The organism is Pseudomonas sp. NPDC090208, from assembly GCF_044746785.1.
In the GTDB taxonomy this organism is placed as follows: Bacteria; Pseudomonadota; Gammaproteobacteria; order Pseudomonadales; family Pseudomonadaceae; genus Aquipseudomonas.
On record NZ_JBIVCU010000010.1, the window covers coordinates 195,459 to 210,398 of the forward strand.

12 protein-coding genes and 3 tRNA genes are annotated in these 14,940 nt (G+C 58.6%); 14 read left to right on the plus strand and 1 reads right to left on the minus strand.

Translation table 11 applies throughout. The features are described 5' to 3' along the window. Positions 1-180 precede the first annotated feature (180 nt). From ACIPL0_RS18150 to ACIPL0_RS18175, 6 genes are all read left to right on the plus strand, one after another. Positions 181-1,275 (plus strand): ABC transporter ATP-binding protein, encoded by a 1,095-nt coding sequence (locus ACIPL0_RS18150; protein WP_400591970.1) that lies wholly within the window; start codon positions 181-183, stop codon positions 1,273-1,275. Continuing rightward, positions 1,275-2,402 carry an ABC transporter ATP-binding protein gene (locus tag ACIPL0_RS18155; protein ID WP_400591968.1) on the plus strand — a complete coding sequence of 376 codons (1,128 nt, stop codon included), beginning with the start codon at positions 1,275-1,277 and terminating at the stop codon, positions 2,400-2,402. Before ACIPL0_RS18150 ends, ACIPL0_RS18155 begins: the two co-directional genes overlap by 1 nt. After that, complete coding sequence (locus ACIPL0_RS18160; RefSeq protein WP_400591966.1) at positions 2,395-3,261, plus strand: carbohydrate ABC transporter permease; 867 nt, start codon at positions 2,395-2,397, stop codon at positions 3,259-3,261. Before ACIPL0_RS18155 ends, ACIPL0_RS18160 begins: the two co-directional genes overlap by 8 nt. 10 nt (positions 3,262-3,271) lie before the next feature. Then, the gene (locus ACIPL0_RS18165; RefSeq protein ID WP_400591963.1) at positions 3,272-4,072 is read left to right on the plus strand and encodes a carbohydrate ABC transporter permease; all 801 of its coding nucleotides are present in this window, start codon (positions 3,272-3,274) and stop codon (positions 4,070-4,072) included. Positions 4,073-4,084: 12 nt separating this feature from the next. Beyond that, entirely contained in the window at positions 4,085-4,357 is a 273-nt protein-coding gene (locus ACIPL0_RS18170; RefSeq protein ID WP_400591960.1) for a DUF2160 domain-containing protein, read from the plus strand. A 156-nt stretch (positions 4,358-4,513) separates the two neighbouring features. Next, positions 4,514-6,319: an ABC transporter substrate-binding protein gene (locus ACIPL0_RS18175; protein ID WP_400591958.1), complete on the plus strand. Its 1,806-nt coding sequence runs from the start codon at positions 4,514-4,516 to the stop codon at positions 6,317-6,319. 272 nt (positions 6,320-6,591) lie between these two features. Here the strand turns inward: ACIPL0_RS18175 and folD are convergent, their stop codons facing one another. Continuing rightward, a complete protein-coding gene (gene folD / locus ACIPL0_RS18180) occupies positions 6,592-7,446 on the minus strand; it encodes a bifunctional methylenetetrahydrofolate dehydrogenase/methenyltetrahydrofolate cyclohydrolase FolD (RefSeq protein WP_400591956.1) in 855 nt (284 codons plus the stop codon). A gap of 310 nt (positions 7,447-7,756) precedes the next feature. On the opposite strand from folD, the gene ACIPL0_RS18185 reads away from it, so the two are divergent. The 8 genes from ACIPL0_RS18185 (at position 7,757) to ACIPL0_RS18220 (ending at position 14,910) form a co-directional block, all read left to right on the plus strand. Further along, a tRNA-Arg gene (locus tag ACIPL0_RS18185) sits at positions 7,757-7,833 on the plus strand. 61 nt (positions 7,834-7,894) lie between these two features. Further along, positions 7,895-7,970 (plus strand) — tRNA-His (locus ACIPL0_RS18190). Positions 7,971-8,027: 57 nt separating this feature from the next. After that, positions 8,028-8,112, plus strand: a tRNA-Leu gene (locus ACIPL0_RS18195). Between the two features lie 373 nt (positions 8,113-8,485). Beyond that, positions 8,486-9,796 (plus strand): trigger factor, encoded by a 1,311-nt coding sequence (tig, locus tag ACIPL0_RS18200; protein WP_400601956.1) that lies wholly within the window; start codon positions 8,486-8,488, stop codon positions 9,794-9,796. Between the two features lie 91 nt (positions 9,797-9,887). Continuing rightward, complete coding sequence (clpP, locus tag ACIPL0_RS18205; protein ID WP_400601954.1) at positions 9,888-10,529, plus strand: ATP-dependent Clp endopeptidase proteolytic subunit ClpP; 642 nt, start codon at positions 9,888-9,890, stop codon at positions 10,527-10,529. Positions 10,530-10,634: 105 nt separating this feature from the next. Further along, the gene (clpX, locus tag ACIPL0_RS18210; RefSeq protein ID WP_400601952.1) at positions 10,635-11,918 is read left to right on the plus strand and encodes an ATP-dependent Clp protease ATP-binding subunit ClpX; all 1,284 of its coding nucleotides are present in this window, start codon (positions 10,635-10,637) and stop codon (positions 11,916-11,918) included. A 182-nt stretch (positions 11,919-12,100) separates the two neighbouring features. Then, entirely contained in the window at positions 12,101-14,497 is a 2,397-nt protein-coding gene (lon, locus tag ACIPL0_RS18215) for an endopeptidase La (RefSeq protein WP_400601950.1), read from the plus strand. Positions 14,498-14,637: 140 nt separating this feature from the next. Then, positions 14,638-14,910, plus strand: a complete 273-nt coding sequence (locus ACIPL0_RS18220) for an HU family DNA-binding protein (protein WP_003183171.1) — start codon at positions 14,638-14,640, stop codon at positions 14,908-14,910. Positions 14,911-14,940: the final 30 nt, after the last annotated feature.

The following is a 14,940-nucleotide window of genomic DNA, read 5'->3' on the forward strand; positions in this document are numbered from 1 at the left end:
TTCATCAACGAATATCGTTTCATCATGTAAGGCGGCTTGAGCCCTCTGTTTCGGGCATTTGGCGGTGTTGATCGTTATCGAATGCCGGTTGGCACGATTGTCGCTATCCAACAGGCGGTCGACGAATGTCACCCCCGAACAATGCAGCACCCTGACAAGAACACATAAAAAGGGCACGCCATGTCTCTCACGCTTGAGCACGTCAGCCGCGCGGTCGACGGTCAGATCTGGATCGACGACGCCTCGCTGAGCTTTGAACCCGGCTCATTCAACGTATTGCTGGGGCGCACCTTATCAGGCAAGACGAGCCTGATGCGCTTGATGGCCGGTCTGGACAAGCCGGACAGCGGCCGAGTCCTCATGAATGGCAAAGATGTCACCCAGGTTGCAGTGCGCCATCGCAATGTCTCCATGGTCTATCAGCAGTTCATCAACTACCCGAGCATGACCGTCTACGACAATATTGCCTCGCCGCTGCGTCAGGCAAAGATGTCGAAGGACGAAATCGACAGCCGCGTGCGGGAAACCGCAAAAATGCTGCGGATCGAAAAATTCCTCTCCCGTTACCCGCTGGAGCTTTCCGGCGGTCAGCAGCAGCGCACGGCGATGGCCCGCGCATTGGTCAAGGACGCCGAACTGATCCTGTTCGACGAGCCGCTGGTCAACCTCGACTACAAGCTGCGCGAAGAGCTGCGCCAGGAAATGCGCCAGCTGTTCGAGACCCGCAACACCATCGCGGTCTACGCCACCACCGAGCCCAACGAGGCGCTGGCCTTGGGCGGCACCACCACGATCCTGCATGAAGGCCGGCTGATTCAGAGCGGCAAGACCCCTGAGGTCTATCACCAACCGAAAAGCGTGCTGGCCGCCGAGCTGTTCTCCGAGCCGCCGATCAACCTGATGCCCGGTCGTATCGATGGCAACGAAGTCAGCTTCGCCAACTTCGTGCATTTCCCGCTCAACGTCGACCTGCGCAAGATCGGCGACGGCGAATACCGCTTCGGCGTACGCCCGAGCCATCTGAGCCTGGTGCCGTCCAATGACGACGATCTGGAACTGGCGGTGACCGTGGAGCTCGCGGAAATCAGCGGTTCGGAAACCTTTCTGCATGTGCGTAACGAGCATTTTTCGTTGGTGCTGCACCTGCCGGGCGTACACGAATACGACGTCGACACGCCGATTCGGGTGTACATCCCGACCCACAAGCTTTTTGTATTCGATCAGCAGGGCGGCCTGATACAGGCACCGGGCCTGCGCATGGCGAGGGTTGCCTGATGGCCGAGATCCGTTTGCAACAACTCGCGCACAGCTACAGTGCCAATCCAGCCGGCCCTGAAGACTATGCGATCCGCGAGATGACCCACATCTGGGAACAGGGCGGGGCGTACGCGCTGCTCGGTCCATCCGGTTGCGGCAAGTCGACCCTGCTCAACATCATTTCCGGCCTGCTCAGCCCGTCCGAAGGCAAGGTGCTGTTCGACACTACCGTGGTCAACGACATGTCGCCGGAGCAGCGCAACATCGCGCAGGTTTTCCAGTTTCCGGTGGTCTACGACACCATGACGGTCTACGACAACCTGGCCTTTCCGCTGCGCAATCAGGGCATGGCCGAGGCGAAGATCCAGACCAAGGTGCAGGAAATTGCCGACGTGCTGGACCTGCAGCCGCTGCTGAAAAAGAAGGCCAAGGGCCTCACTGCCGACGAGAAACAGAAGGTTTCCATGGGCCGTGGACTGGTGCGCGACGACGTGTCGGCGATCCTCTTCGACGAACCGCTCACCGTGATCGACCCGCACCTGAAGTGGAAGCTGAGGCGCAAGCTCAAGCAGATTCACGAGCAGTTCAACATCACCATGGTCTACGTCACCCACGATCAGCTGGAGGCTTCGACCTTCGCCGACAAGATCGCGGTGATGTACGGCGGCCAGATCGTACAGTTCGGTACCCCGCGCGAGCTGTTCGAAAAACCCCATCACACCTTCGTCGGCTACTTCATCGGCAGCCCCGGCATGAACCTCATCGAGGTCAAGCCGGAGGCGGGTGGCGTCGGCTTTGGCGGGATTCATCTGCCGCTGTCGGAAGCCCTGCAACAGCGTCTGGCGGGCACCCGATGGAGCACGCTCAAGGTCGGCATCCGGCCCGAGTTCGTGCATGTCTGGGACGGCCCGTTCGATGACGCGATGTGCGCCGACGTGACCTATGTCGAGGATCTGGGGACTTACAAGATCCTCACACTCAGCCTGGCAGGCCAGCCGCTCAAGGTGCGTCTGCAGGAAGACAAGCCGGTACCGCAGGGTCAGGCCTGGATCAGTTTCCCGGCGCAGTGGCTGATGCTCTACGCCGACGAGTTTTTGCTGGAAGCCGCCAGTCAAGTACCGGCCAGCGAGGTGCCCCATGAGTAAGGTGCAGAACAACAAGGCCTGGTGGCTGGTGCTGCCGGTGTTCTTGCTGGTGGCGTTCAGCGCCATCATTCCGATGATGACCGTGGTCAACTATTCGGTGCAGGACATCTTCGACCAGTCCAGCCGCTACTTCGTCGGCGCCGACTGGTTCAAGCAAGTGCTGCAGGACCCGCGCCTGCATGACTCGCTGCTGCGTCAGTTCATCTACTCGGCCTGCGTACTGTTGATCGAGATTCCGCTGGGCATCGCTATCGCCCTGACCATGCCGACCAAGGGGCGCTGGTCTTCGGTGTGCCTGATCGTGATGACCATCCCGTTGCTGATTCCATGGAACGTGGTCGGCACCATCTGGCAGATCTTCGGGCGTGGCGACATCGGCCTGCTGGGCTGGCTGCTGAACAACGTGTTCCACATCAACTACAACTACGCGGCCAATGCCTCGGACGCCTGGGTGACGGTGCTGATCATCGACGTCTGGCACTGGACGTCGCTGGTGGCGCTGCTCTGCTACTCGGGGCTGCGGGCGATCCCGGACGTGTACTACCAGGCGGCGCGCATCGACCGTGCATCGAACTGGGCCGTGTTCCGCCATATCCAGCTGCCGAAGATGAAAAGCGTGCTGCTGATCGCGGTGATGTTGCGCTTCATGGACAGCTTCATGATCTACACCGAGCCGTTCGTATTGACCGGCGGCGGGCCGGGCAACTCGACGACATTCCTCAGTCAGACCCTGACCACCATGGCGCTCGGCCAGTTCGACCTGGGCCCGGCGGCGGCATTCTCGCTGGTGTACTTCCTGATCATTCTGCTGGTGTCGTGGGTGTTCTACACCGCCATGACCCATGGCGAAACCAACTGAGGAGCAAGCCATGAGCATGCGCAAGACCTTGCCGCTGTGGATCTACCTGCTGTTTCTGCTGGTGCCGATCTACTGGCTGGTGAACATGTCGTTCAAGACCAACACCGAGATCCTCGGCGGCCTGACCCTGTGGCCGCAGGACTTCACCCTGGCCAACTACAAGGTGATCTTCACCGACGAAAGCTGGTACAGCGGCTACATCAACTCGCTGTACTACGTTTGCCTGAATACCGTGATATCGCTGAGTGTGGCGCTGCCTGCGGCTTATGCTTTTTCACGCTATCGTTTCCTCGGCGACAAACACCTGTTCTTCTGGCTGCTGACCAACCGGATGGCGCCGCCTGCGGTGTTCCTGCTGCCGTTCTTCCAGCTTTATTCGTCCATCGGCCTGTTCGACACGCACATCGCCGTGGCTCTGGCCCATTGCCTGTTCAACGTGCCGCTGGCGGTATGGATTCTTGAAGGCTTCATGTCCGGCGTTCCCAAGGAGATCGACGAAACGGCCTACATCGACGGTTACAGCTTTCCCAAGTTCTTCGGCAAGATTTTCATCCCGCTGATTGGCTCGGGGATCGGTGTGACGGCGTTCTTCTGCTTCATGTTTTCTTGGGTCGAGCTGTTGCTGGCGCGCACCCTGACCTCGGTCAACGCCAAGCCGATCGCTGCGGTCATGACCCGCACCGTGTCGGCGTCCGGGATCGATTGGGGAGTGCTGGCGGCGGCGGGGGTGTTGACCATTCTGCCGGGCATGCTGGTGATCTGGTTCGTTCGCAACCATGTGGTCAAGGGTTTTGCCCTTGGTCGTGTCTGAGGAGTCGAAAAAATGGAGTGGATGTCCTGGACACTGCCGACCGCGCTGTTTTTCGGAAGCATCGCCGCTGTGCTGGTGGCGATGACGGTTTGGGAATTGCGCTCGGCGAGCATCGAGCGTCGCGGTTTTCTGCCGATCGCCACCACCCGTGGCGACCGGCTGTTCATCGGTCTTCTCGGTAGCGCCTACCTGCACCTGCTGGTGATCGGCGCCACCGACTGGAGCATCTGGGTTGCCTCCGGGCTGTCCCTGGTCTGGCTGTTGGTGGTAATGCGTTGGGGTTGAGCGGGGATTGTTGAACACCTGTAGGAGTGAGCTTGCTCGCGATAGCGATCTGTCGGAAACGACATCATCGACTTAAAGATCGCTATCGCGAGCAAGCTCACTCCTACAGAAGCAATGCAAAGCGGGAATACATAAGAATCAACACTGGAGGTGTCTATGTTCAATAAGAAAAACAAGCTGCGACATAGCGTGACGCTGGCGACGATGGTGATGCTCAGCGGATTGAGCGTTTCGGCATTCGCCGATCAGTACGAAGATGCGGCGAAGAAATGGGCGGCCAGCGAGTTCAAGCCGACCACCTTGTCCGATGCTGATCAGCTCAAGGAGCTTGAGTGGTTCATCAAGGCCGCCGAGCCTTTTCGCGGCATGGACATCAAGGTGGTTTCCGAAACCCTGACCACCCACGAATACGAGTCCAAGGTACTGGCCAAGGCCTTTACCGAAATCACCGGCATCAAGGTCACCCACGACCTGCTGCAGGAAGGCGACGTCATCGAGAAGCTGCAGACGGCCATGCAGTCGGACAAAAGCATCTATGACGGCTGGGTCAACGACTCCGACCTGATCGGCACGCACTTCCGTTATGGCAAGGCGCTGGCGCTGACTGACATGATGGCCAGCCCCGAAGGTGCCAAAGTCACCTCGCCAACGCTGGATATCAAGGACTTCATCGGCACCTCCTTCACCACCTCGCCCGAGGTCAAGGACGCATCCGGCAAAGTCATCACCCCGGCCAAGCTGTATCAGCTGCCTGACCAGCAATTCGCCAACCTGTACTGGTTCCGTGCCGACTGGTTCGAGCGTCCCGATCTGAAAGAGAAATTCAAGGCCAAGTACGGCTATGAGCTGGGCGTACCGGTGAACTGGTCGGCGTATGAAGACATCGCCAAGTTCTTCAGCGAAGACGTCAAGGAAATCGACGGCAAGAAAGTCTATGGCCACATGGACTACGGCAAGAAAGACCCGTCTCTGGGCTGGCGCTTCACCGATGCCTGGTTCTCCATGGCCGGCAGCGGCGACAAGGGCCTGCCGAACGGTCTGCCGGTGGACGAGTGGGGCATCCGCGTCGAAGACTGCCATCCGGTCGGCTCCAGCATCACCCGTGGCGGCGACACCAACGGCCCGGCAGCGGTTTATGCCACGCAGAAATACATCGACTGGCTGAAGGCCTACGCGCCGCCAGAAGCTGCCGGCATGACCTTCTCCGAGTCGGGGCCAGTGCCATCGCAGGGCAACGTCGCGCAGCAGATCTTCTGGTACACCGCGTTCACCGCCGACATGACCAAACCGGGTCTTCCAGTGATGAATGCCGATGGCACGCCGAAATGGCGTATGGCGCCGTCGCCGAAAGGTCCGTACTGGAAAGAAGGCATGAAGCTGGGTTATCAGGACGTGGGTTCCTGGACCTTCCTCAAGTCGGCTGACGAGAAGAAGCGCCTGGCTGCGTGGCTGTACGCACAGTTCGTGACCTCCAAGTCGGTATCGCTGAAGAAGACCATCGTCGGTCTGACGCCGATCCGCGAGTCGGACATCAACTCCAAGGAAATGACGGCTCTGGCGCCGAAGCTGGGTGGTCTGGTCGAGTTCTACCGCAGCCCTGCGCGTGTGCAGTGGTCGCCGACCGGTACCAACGTGCCGGACTATCCGAAACTGGCGCAGCTGTGGTGGAGCCACGTCGCCGAAGCGGTCACCGGCGAGAAGTCTGCGCAGGCGGCGCTTGATGGTCTGGCCAAAGACCAGGACGCGATCATGACCCGTATCGAGCGCTCCAAGGTTCAGGACGCCAGCGGCTGTGCGCCGAAGATGAACCCGGAAACCTCGGCAGAAGAGTGGTACTCCAAGGCTGAGAAGAGCGGCGGCAAGTTCCTTGCCCCACAACGCAAGCTGGCCAACGAGAAACCGAAAGGCGAAACCATCGCCTACTCGGATCTGCTGAAAAGCTGGGAAGCGGCCAAGAAATAAGCGGTCGTAGTAAGCAGAAACGGCACCTTCGGGTGCCGTTTTTTATTGGGGGATATGGCTGGCACCGCTGGCAGGCCAGACTGACAGCCCGTGGGAGGGAGCCCTGCTCGCGAAAGCGTCATTACTGGCAACAGATGTCGCCTGATCTACCGCCTTCGCGAGCAGGGCTCCCTCCCACGGCCTTCGGCCAGAATCAAAAGCATCGTCTGCTACCGGGCTTGCCAATAAAAAACGGCACCCTGAGGTGCCGTTCCTGTTCGCTCGCCTCAGAGTCAGGCGTGCAGCGTTTCCGCCGCGTACAGCGTGTTTTCCAGCAGGCAGGCGCGGGTCATCGGGCCGACGCCGCCCGGCACTGGAGTGATCCAGCCAGCGCGGGGCAGGGCGGTCTCGTAAACCACATCACCCACCAGCTTGCCATCCTCCTGGCGGTTGATGCCGACGTCGATGACGATGGCGCCTTCCTTGATCCACTCACCCTTGACCAGCCCCGGCTTGCCGGCAGCGACGACTACCAGATCGGCACGGCCGACATGGCCGGCCAGATCCTGCGTGAAGCGGTGGGTCACGGTGACGGTGCAGCCTGCGAGCAACAGTTCCATGGCCATTGGCCGGCCAACGATGTTGGAGGCACCGACCACCACGGCATCTTTGCCGTACAGATCGACACCGGTGCTTTCCAGCAGGGTCATGATGCCTTTTGGTGTGCAGGGGCGCAGGAGCGGGATGCGCTGAGCCAGGCGGCCGACGTTATAAGGGTGGAAGCCGTCGACGTCTTTATCCGGACGAATGCGCTCCAGCAGGCTGGAGGATTCCAGGTGCTCGGGCAGCGGCAGTTGCAGAAGGATGCCATCGATGGCCGGGTCATCATTGAGGCGGTCGATGAGATTGGTCAGTTCGGTCTGGGTGGTTTCGCTGGGCAGGTCATAAGCTCGGGAAATGAAGCCGACCTCTTCGCAGTCTTTGCGTTTGTGCGAGACGTAAACCTGAGAGGCGGGGTCGCTACCGACCAGAATCACCGCGAGGCCCGGGGTGCGCAAGCCTTGCTCGCGACGTTCGGCGACTCGTTGGGCGATCTGCTGGCGCAGGTTGGCTGCGATCGTTTTGCCGTCTATTAGTTTTGCAGTCATTACGCGTGATTAACCATCGGAAGGGAGGGAAAAAGAGCGCGCATTCTCGCATGACCTGAGGCACGGGCAAAGGCGGTTGGTCTGCTTAATAAGCTAACCCCTTTAATTAACTGAATTTTTTAGAAAAAAAGTGTTGACGACCCCAAGGCTCGTCTATAAGATTCGTCGCACTTGTCGGGCACAACCCCACACAGGATTAACCGGAAGCGGTTTTTCAGGTCGAAAGGTTGATTAGGTCAGGTAGAGTTCAGATCGACTCGACGTGATTGAAAGCTCTTAATTTGTACTCGTTGGATTGCAAATTAAATAAGCGCCCGTAGCTCAGCTGGATAGAGCATCCGCCTTCTAAGCGGATGGTCGCAGGTTCGAGTCCTGCCGGGTGCGCCAGTCAAGGCAGCTTTGGCACAAGTAGCATTCCAAGTGAATGCGTCGGTTACAACGCAATATGGTGGGCGTAGCTCAGTTGGTAGAGCACAGGATTGTGACTCCTGTTGTCGTGGGTTCGATCCCCATCGTCCACCCCATATTCGAAAAAGGCGCCAGATGCATAATCTGGCGCCTTTGCTTTAAGCGCTTCAAACGCGGACGTGGTGGAATTGGTAGACACACTGGATTTAGGTTCCAGCGCCGCGAGGCGTAAGAGTTCGAGTCTCTTCGTCCGCACCAGCTACAACCCTGAGGTACGCTTCGGCGGTCGACAGGATCAAAAAGCCGCCACGTGCGGCTTTTTTTGTTTCAGCGTATTGGTTTCATGATGGTGCGAACCCGTCATTACGGTCGTTGGCGAGTTCGTACGGCGTGTTTCCAGGGATTGGACCGACGTCCGGCGGTACCTTGCTTCCTTATATAAGGAAGCGCGCAAGGTGCATTTCAGACACTTCGCAGGGATGCCGATCGGCACCTGTCCTTCCCCGGTTGCATTCCACGTTATTTACCCTTGCTCGGCAGGGTGACTTCTTGAGATTGACCCACTAGAATGCTTGCCCTTGATTCTGGGGTCGGAAACGGCCGGCTAACGTCTGTGCAACGAGGAATATCCATGCAAGTTTCTGTTGAAAACACTTCCGCTCTCGAGCGCCGCATGACCATTGGCGTGCCAGCTGAGCGCATCGAGACCGAAGTCAACAAGCGTCTGCAGCAGACCGCACGTAAAGCCAAGATCCCGGGCTTCCGCCCAGGCAAAGTGCCTATGAGCGTGATCCGCCAGCGTTATGAAGACGGTGCCCGTCAGGAAGCTCTGGGCGACCTGATCCAGGCCACCTTCTACGAAGCAGTCGTAGAACAAAAGCTGAACCCGGCTGGCGCACCTTCGGTTGAGCCGAAATCCTTCGAAAAAGGCAAGGACCTCGAGTACGTCGCTACTTTCGAAGTGTTCCCCGAGTTCTCGGTTGCCGGTTTCGAATCCGTAGCTGTCGAGCGTCTGTCTGCCGACGTGGCTGATGCGGACCTGGACAATATGCTGGAAATCCTGCGCAAGCAGAACGTTCGTTACGAAGCGGCCGACCGCGCTGCTGCCAACGAAGACCAGCTGAACATCGATTTCGTCGGCAAGATCGACGGTGAAGCGTTCGCAGGCGGTTCGGCGACCGGCACTCAGCTGGTGCTGGGTTCGGGCCGCATGATCCCTGGTTTCGAAGACGGTCTGGTCGGCGCCAAAGCCGGTGAAGAGCGCGTTCTGAACCTGACCTTCCCTGAGGACTATCAGAACCTGGAACTGGCTGGCAAGACCGCCGAGTTCACCGTGACCGTGAACACCGTTTCGGCACCGGTTCTGCCAGAGCTGAACGAAGCGTTCTTCAACCAGTTCGGCATCAAGGAAGCGACCCTGGAAGGTTTCCGCACTGAAGTTCGCAAGAACATGGAGCGCGAACTGCGTCAGGCCATCAAGTCCAAGGTCAAGAACCAGGTCATGGACGGTCTGCTGGCCGCCAACCCGATCGAAGTGCCAAAAGCGCTGCTGGAAAACGAAGTCAACCGTCTGCGCGTGCAGGCTGTTCAGCAGTTCGGCGGCAACATCAAGCCTGACCAACTGCCGGCCGAGCTGTTCGAAGAGCAGGCCAAGCGCCGCGTCGAGCTGGGCCTGATCGTTGCTGAAGTGGTCAAGCAGTTCGACCTCAAGCCTGACGAAGCCCGCGTTCGCGAGCTGATCCAGGAAATGGCTTCCGCCTACCAGGAGCCAGAGCAGGTCGTGGCGTGGTACTACAAGAACGAACAGCAAATGAACGAAGTTCGTTCGGTTGTGCTGGAAGAACAAGTTGTGGATACTGTTTTGCAGAAAGCGAGCGTGACCGATAAAGCGGTCTCGTACGAAGAGGCTGTCAAGCCGGTGGAAGCTCCAAAAGCCGACTGATTTCCTTCTCTCGTTCGAAAACACCATAAGCCAGCCTTCGTGCTGGCTTATGCGTATTCAAGACATGACTATTTGGGAGTGAATGCAGGACATGTCCCGCAATTCTTATATTCAGCAGCACTCTGACATCCAGGCCGCTGGCGGTCTGGTCCCGATGGTTATCGAGCAGTCCGCCCGTGGCGAACGCGCCTATGACATCTACTCCCGCCTGCTCAAGGAGCGAGTGATCTTTCTGGTGGGTCCGGTAGAAGACTACATGGCCAACCTGATTTCGGCGCAACTGCTGTTCCTTGAAGCGGAAAACCCGGACAAGGACATCCATCTCTACATCAACTCCCCAGGCGGTTCGGTGACTGCCGGCATGGCGATCTACGACACCATGCAGTTCATCAAGCCGGACGTGTCCACCACCGTGATCGGTCAGGCCTGCAGCATGGGTGCATTCCTGCTGGCCGGCGGCGCCAAGGGCAAGCGTTTCGCGCTGCCGAACTCGCGCGTGATGATTCACCAGCCACTGGGCGGTTTCCAGGGGCAGGCGTCGGACATCGACATCCATGCCAAGGAAATCCTGTACATCCGTCAGCGTCTGAACGAGCTGCTGGCGTATCACACAGGCCAGTCGCTGGAAACCATCGAGAAAGACACCAACCGCGACAACTTCATGAGCGCGGCCCGCGCTGCAGAATACGGTCTGGTGGACTCCGTTATCGACAAGCGGCAAATGACCGCCTGACAGGCACTTACCCCGGGTGGCGGGCCTGCCTGCCACCTGCGGACTTGAAAAAGCCCGCAATTGCCTTCATCTTGTGTTGCAAGCCTACCGGATTGGATCGATCGAATGACTGACACCCGCAACGGCGAGGACAACGGCAAACTGCTTTATTGCTCCTTCTGCGGCAAAAGCCAGCATGAAGTACGCAAGTTGATTGCCGGCCCCTCGGTATTTATCTGTGACGAGTGCGTCGACCTGTGCAATGACATCATCCGCGAGGAGGTGCAGGAAGCACAGGCAGAAAGCAGCGCGCATAAATTGCCATCGCCGAAAGAAATCAGCGGCATCCTTGACCAGTACGTCATCGGTCAGGAGCGTGCCAAGAAGGTTCTCGCAGTAGCGGTGTACAACCACTACAAGCGTCTGAACCAGCGCGACAAGAAAAATGACGACGTTGAACTGGGCAAGAGCAATATCCTGCTGATCGGGCCTACCGGCTCCGGCAAGACCCTGCTGGCCGAGACGCTGGCTCGTCTGCTCAATGTGCCGTTCACCATCGCCGACGCCACCACCCTGACCGAAGCCGGTTATGTGGGTGAGGACGTGGAAAACATCATCCAGAAGCTGCTGCAGAAGTGCGATTACGATGTCGAAAAGGCCCAGATGGGTATCGTCTACATCGACGAAATCGACAAGATCTCGCGCAAGTCCGACAACCCTTCGATCACCCGCGATGTGTCGGGCGAAGGCGTGCAGCAGGCGCTGTTGAAGCTGATCGAAGGCACCGTGGCTTCCGTTCCGCCGCAAGGTGGTCGCAAGCATCCGCAGCAGGAATTCCTGCAAGTGGACACGCGCAACATCCTGTTCATCTGCGGCGGTGCGTTCTCTGGCCTGGAAAAGGTCATCCAGAACCGCTCCACCAAAGGCGGCATCGGCTTCAACGCCGAAGTGCGCAGCAAGGAAGAGGGCAAGAAGGTTGGCGAATCCCTGCGTGAAGTCGAGCCTGACGATCTGGTCAAGTTCGGTCTGATTCCGGAGTTCGTGGGCCGTCTGCCAGTACTGGCGACTCTGGACGAGCTGGACGAAGCTGCGCTGATGCAGATTCTGACCGAGCCGAAGAACGCGCTGACCAAGCAATACGCCAAGCTGTTCGAAATGGAAGGTGTGGACCTGGAGTTCCGTACCGATGCGCTGAAATCGGTTGCCCGTCGTGCGCTGGAGCGCAAGACCGGTGCCCGTGGCCTGCGCTCCATCCTCGAAGGCGTGCTGCTCGACACCATGTACGAAATCCCGTCGCAAACCGACGTGAGCAAAGTGGTGATCGACGAAAGCGTGATCGACGGATCTTCCAAGCCGTTGCTGATCTACGAAAACAGCGAGCCACCTGCCAAGGCGGCTCCCGACGCGTAAGCCTGCGGGCTACGCACCGGGCGACTGGAAAGCAAAGGGGCCCTCGGGCCCCTTTTTGCATTTTCAGCCCTCTGGCGTATTAACTCGAAACGACGCTTGTTTTTTTGGGTAGCTACCCCCATCTTGGTTTTCAGCTTATTTCTATCTGTCCATGGCCTGAAGGCCGCCGTAGAGGCGAAATCATGAAGACGACCATTGAATTGCCTCTTTTGCCATTGCGCGATGTAGTGGTGTATCCGCACATGGTGATCCCACTGTTCGTGGGGCGCGAGAAATCCATCGAGGCGCTGGAAGCCGCGATGACCGGCGACAAACAGATCCTGTTGCTCGCGCAAAGAAACCCAGCAGACGATGATCCGGGTGAAGACGCCCTTTATAGCGTGGGTACCGTTGCAACCGTATTGCAGCTGCTGAAACTGCCGGACGGCACCGTCAAGGTGCTGGTCGAAGGCGAGCAGCGTGGTTCCGTCGAGCGCTTCATCGAAGTGGAAGGCCACTGCCGTGCCGAAGTGGCACTGATCGATGAAGTCGACGCCCCTGACCGCGAATCCGAAGTGTTCGTGCGCAGCCTGCTGGCGCAGTTCGAACAATATGTGCAGCTGGGCAAGAAAGTCCCTGCCGAAGTCCTGTCCTCCCTCAACAGCATCGATGAGCCGGGTCGTCTGGTCGACACCATGGCCGCGCACATGGCGCTGAAGATCGAGCAGAAGCAGGAAATTCTGGAAATCATCGACCTGGCCATGCGGGTCGAGCACGTACTGGCGTTGCTGGATGCCGAAATCGACCTGCTGCAGGTCGAGAAGCGCATCCGTGGCCGCGTGAAAAAGCAGATGGAGCGCAGCCAGCGCGAGTACTACCTGAATGAGCAGATGAAGGCCATTCAGAAAGAGCTCGGCGACAGCGACGAAGGCCACAACGAAATCGAAGAGCTGAAAAAGCGCATCGATGCGGCCGGTCTGCCGAAAGACGCGATGACCAAGGCCACCGCCGAACTGAACAAGCTCAAGCAAATGTCGCCGATGTCGGCCGAAGCCACCGTGGTGCGCTCCTACATCGACTGGCTGGTGCAGGTGCCGTGGAAGGCTCAGAGCAAGGTGCGTCTGGACCTTGCTCGCGCCGAAGACATCCTTGACGCCGATCACTACGGCCTTGAAGAAGTCAAAGAGCGGATTCTCGAATACCTCGCCGTGCAGAAGCGCGTGAAGAAGATTCGCGGTCCGGTGCTGTGCCTGGTCGGCCCGCCTGGCGTGGGTAAAACCTCGCTGGCGGAGTCCATCGCCCACGCCACCAACCGCAAGTTCGTGCGCATGGCCCTGGGCGGCGTACGGGACGAAGCTGAAATCCGTGGTCACCGTCGTACCTACATCGGTTCGATGCCGGGTCGTCTGATCCAGAAAATGACCAAGGTCGGTGTGCGCAACCCGCTGTTCCTGCTCGACGAAATCGACAAGATGGGTAGCGACATGCGCGGCGATCCGGCCTCGGCACTGCTCGAAGTGCTCGATCCGGAGCAGAACCACAATTTCAACGACCACTACCTGGAAGTCGATTACGACCTCTCGGATGTGATGTTCCTCTGCACCGCCAACTCGATGAACATCCCGGCGGCGCTGCTGGACCGTATGGAAGTGATTCGTCTGCCGGGCTACACCGAAGACGAAAAAATCAACATCGCCACCAAATACCTGTCGCCGAAGCAGATCGCGGCCAACGGCATGAAGAAGGGCGAAATCGAGTTCGAAGAAGACGCCATTCGCGACATTATCCGGTACTACACCCGGGAAGCCGGCGTGCGTAGCCTGGAGCGCCAGATTGCCAAGGTCTGCCGCAAGGCGGTCAAGGAGCATGCCCACGAGAAGCGCTTCACCGTCACGGTGACCGCCGCGATGCTGGAAAACTTCCTCGGTGTGCGCAAGTTCCGCTACGGCCTGGCCGAGCAGCAGGATCAGATCGGTCAGGTCACCGGCCTGGCATGGACCCAGGTGGGTGGCGAACTGCTGACCATCGAAGCGGCCGTGGTGCCGGGCAAGGGTCAGTTGATCAAGACCGGCTCGCTGGGCGATGTGATGGTCGAATCGATCACCGCCGCGCTGACCGTGGTACGCAGCCGGGCCAAGAGCCTGGGCATTCCACTGGACTTCCACGAGAAGCGCGACACGCACATCCACATGCCGGAAGGCGCGACGCCGAAAGACGGTCCGAGCGCAGGCGTAGGCATGTGCACGGCGCTGGTTTCGGCGCTGACGCAGATTCCGGTGCGTGCCGATGTGGCAATGACCGGTGAAATCACCCTGCGTGGTCAGGTGCTGGCGATCGGCGGTTTGAAGGAAAAACTTCTGGCCGCACACCGCGGTGGAATTAAGACCGTGATCATTCCGGAAGAAAACGTACGGGATTTGAAAGAAATTCCTGACAATATCAAGCAGGATCTGCAAATCAAACCGGTTAAATGGATTGACGAAGTCCTGCAAATTGCGCTGCAATACGCGCCGGAGCCCTTGCCGGATGTGGCTCCCGAGATGGTTGCGAAGGATGAAAAACGCGAGACTGATTCAAAGGAAAGAATTAGCACGCATTAAGTCTGGGGGGCCTTCCTTGACAGCTTTTTAGAGCCCTTGTTATAAAGCGGCTCTTCAAGCATCAGCAGGCCATACAGTGTTCGTTTGGCTACACCAAAAAACTTAGAAATATACTCAATATAGATATAAGGGGACTTAGAGTGAACAAGTCGGAACTGATTGATGCTATCGCCGCATCCGCTGACATCCCGAAAGCTGCTGCTGGCCGTGCGCTGGACGCAGTAATCGAATCCGTCACTGGCGCTCTGAAGGCTGGCGACTCTGTTGTACTGGTTGGCTTCGGCACCTTCTCCGTGACTGATCGTCCTGCCCGTACCGGCCGTAACCCACAGACCGGCAAGACTCTGGAAATCCCGGCTGCCAAGAAACCAGGCTTCAAAGCCGGTAAAGCTCTGAAAGAAGCGGTCAACTAAGTTTCTTTTTATCTTTGCCCAGCCAGGACA

Excerpts from the sequence above, each read along its gene's own strand:
- ACIPL0_RS18150 (WP_400591970.1), top strand. The coding sequence starts at position 181 with ATGTCTCTCACGCTTGAGCACGTCAGCCGCGCGGTCGACGGTCAGATC.
- ACIPL0_RS18155 (WP_400591968.1), top strand. The coding sequence starts at position 1,275 with ATGGCCGAGATCCGTTTGCAACAACTCGCGCACAGCTACAGTGCCAAT.
- ACIPL0_RS18160 (WP_400591966.1), top strand. The coding sequence starts at position 2,395 with ATGAGTAAGGTGCAGAACAACAAGGCCTGGTGGCTGGTGCTGCCGGTG.
- ACIPL0_RS18165 (WP_400591963.1), top strand. The coding sequence starts at position 3,272 with ATGAGCATGCGCAAGACCTTGCCGCTGTGGATCTACCTGCTGTTTCTG.
- ACIPL0_RS18170 (WP_400591960.1), top strand. The coding sequence starts at position 4,085 with ATGGAGTGGATGTCCTGGACACTGCCGACCGCGCTGTTTTTCGGAAGC.
- ACIPL0_RS18175 (WP_400591958.1), top strand. The coding sequence starts at position 4,514 with ATGTTCAATAAGAAAAACAAGCTGCGACATAGCGTGACGCTGGCGACG.
- folD (WP_400591956.1), bottom strand. The coding sequence starts at position 7,446 with ATGACTGCAAAACTAATAGACGGCAAAACGATCGCAGCCAACCTGCGC.
- tig (WP_400601956.1), top strand. The coding sequence starts at position 8,486 with ATGCAAGTTTCTGTTGAAAACACTTCCGCTCTCGAGCGCCGCATGACC.
- clpP (WP_400601954.1), top strand. The coding sequence starts at position 9,888 with ATGTCCCGCAATTCTTATATTCAGCAGCACTCTGACATCCAGGCCGCT.
- clpX (WP_400601952.1), top strand. The coding sequence starts at position 10,635 with ATGACTGACACCCGCAACGGCGAGGACAACGGCAAACTGCTTTATTGC.
- lon (WP_400601950.1), top strand. The coding sequence starts at position 12,101 with ATGAAGACGACCATTGAATTGCCTCTTTTGCCATTGCGCGATGTAGTG.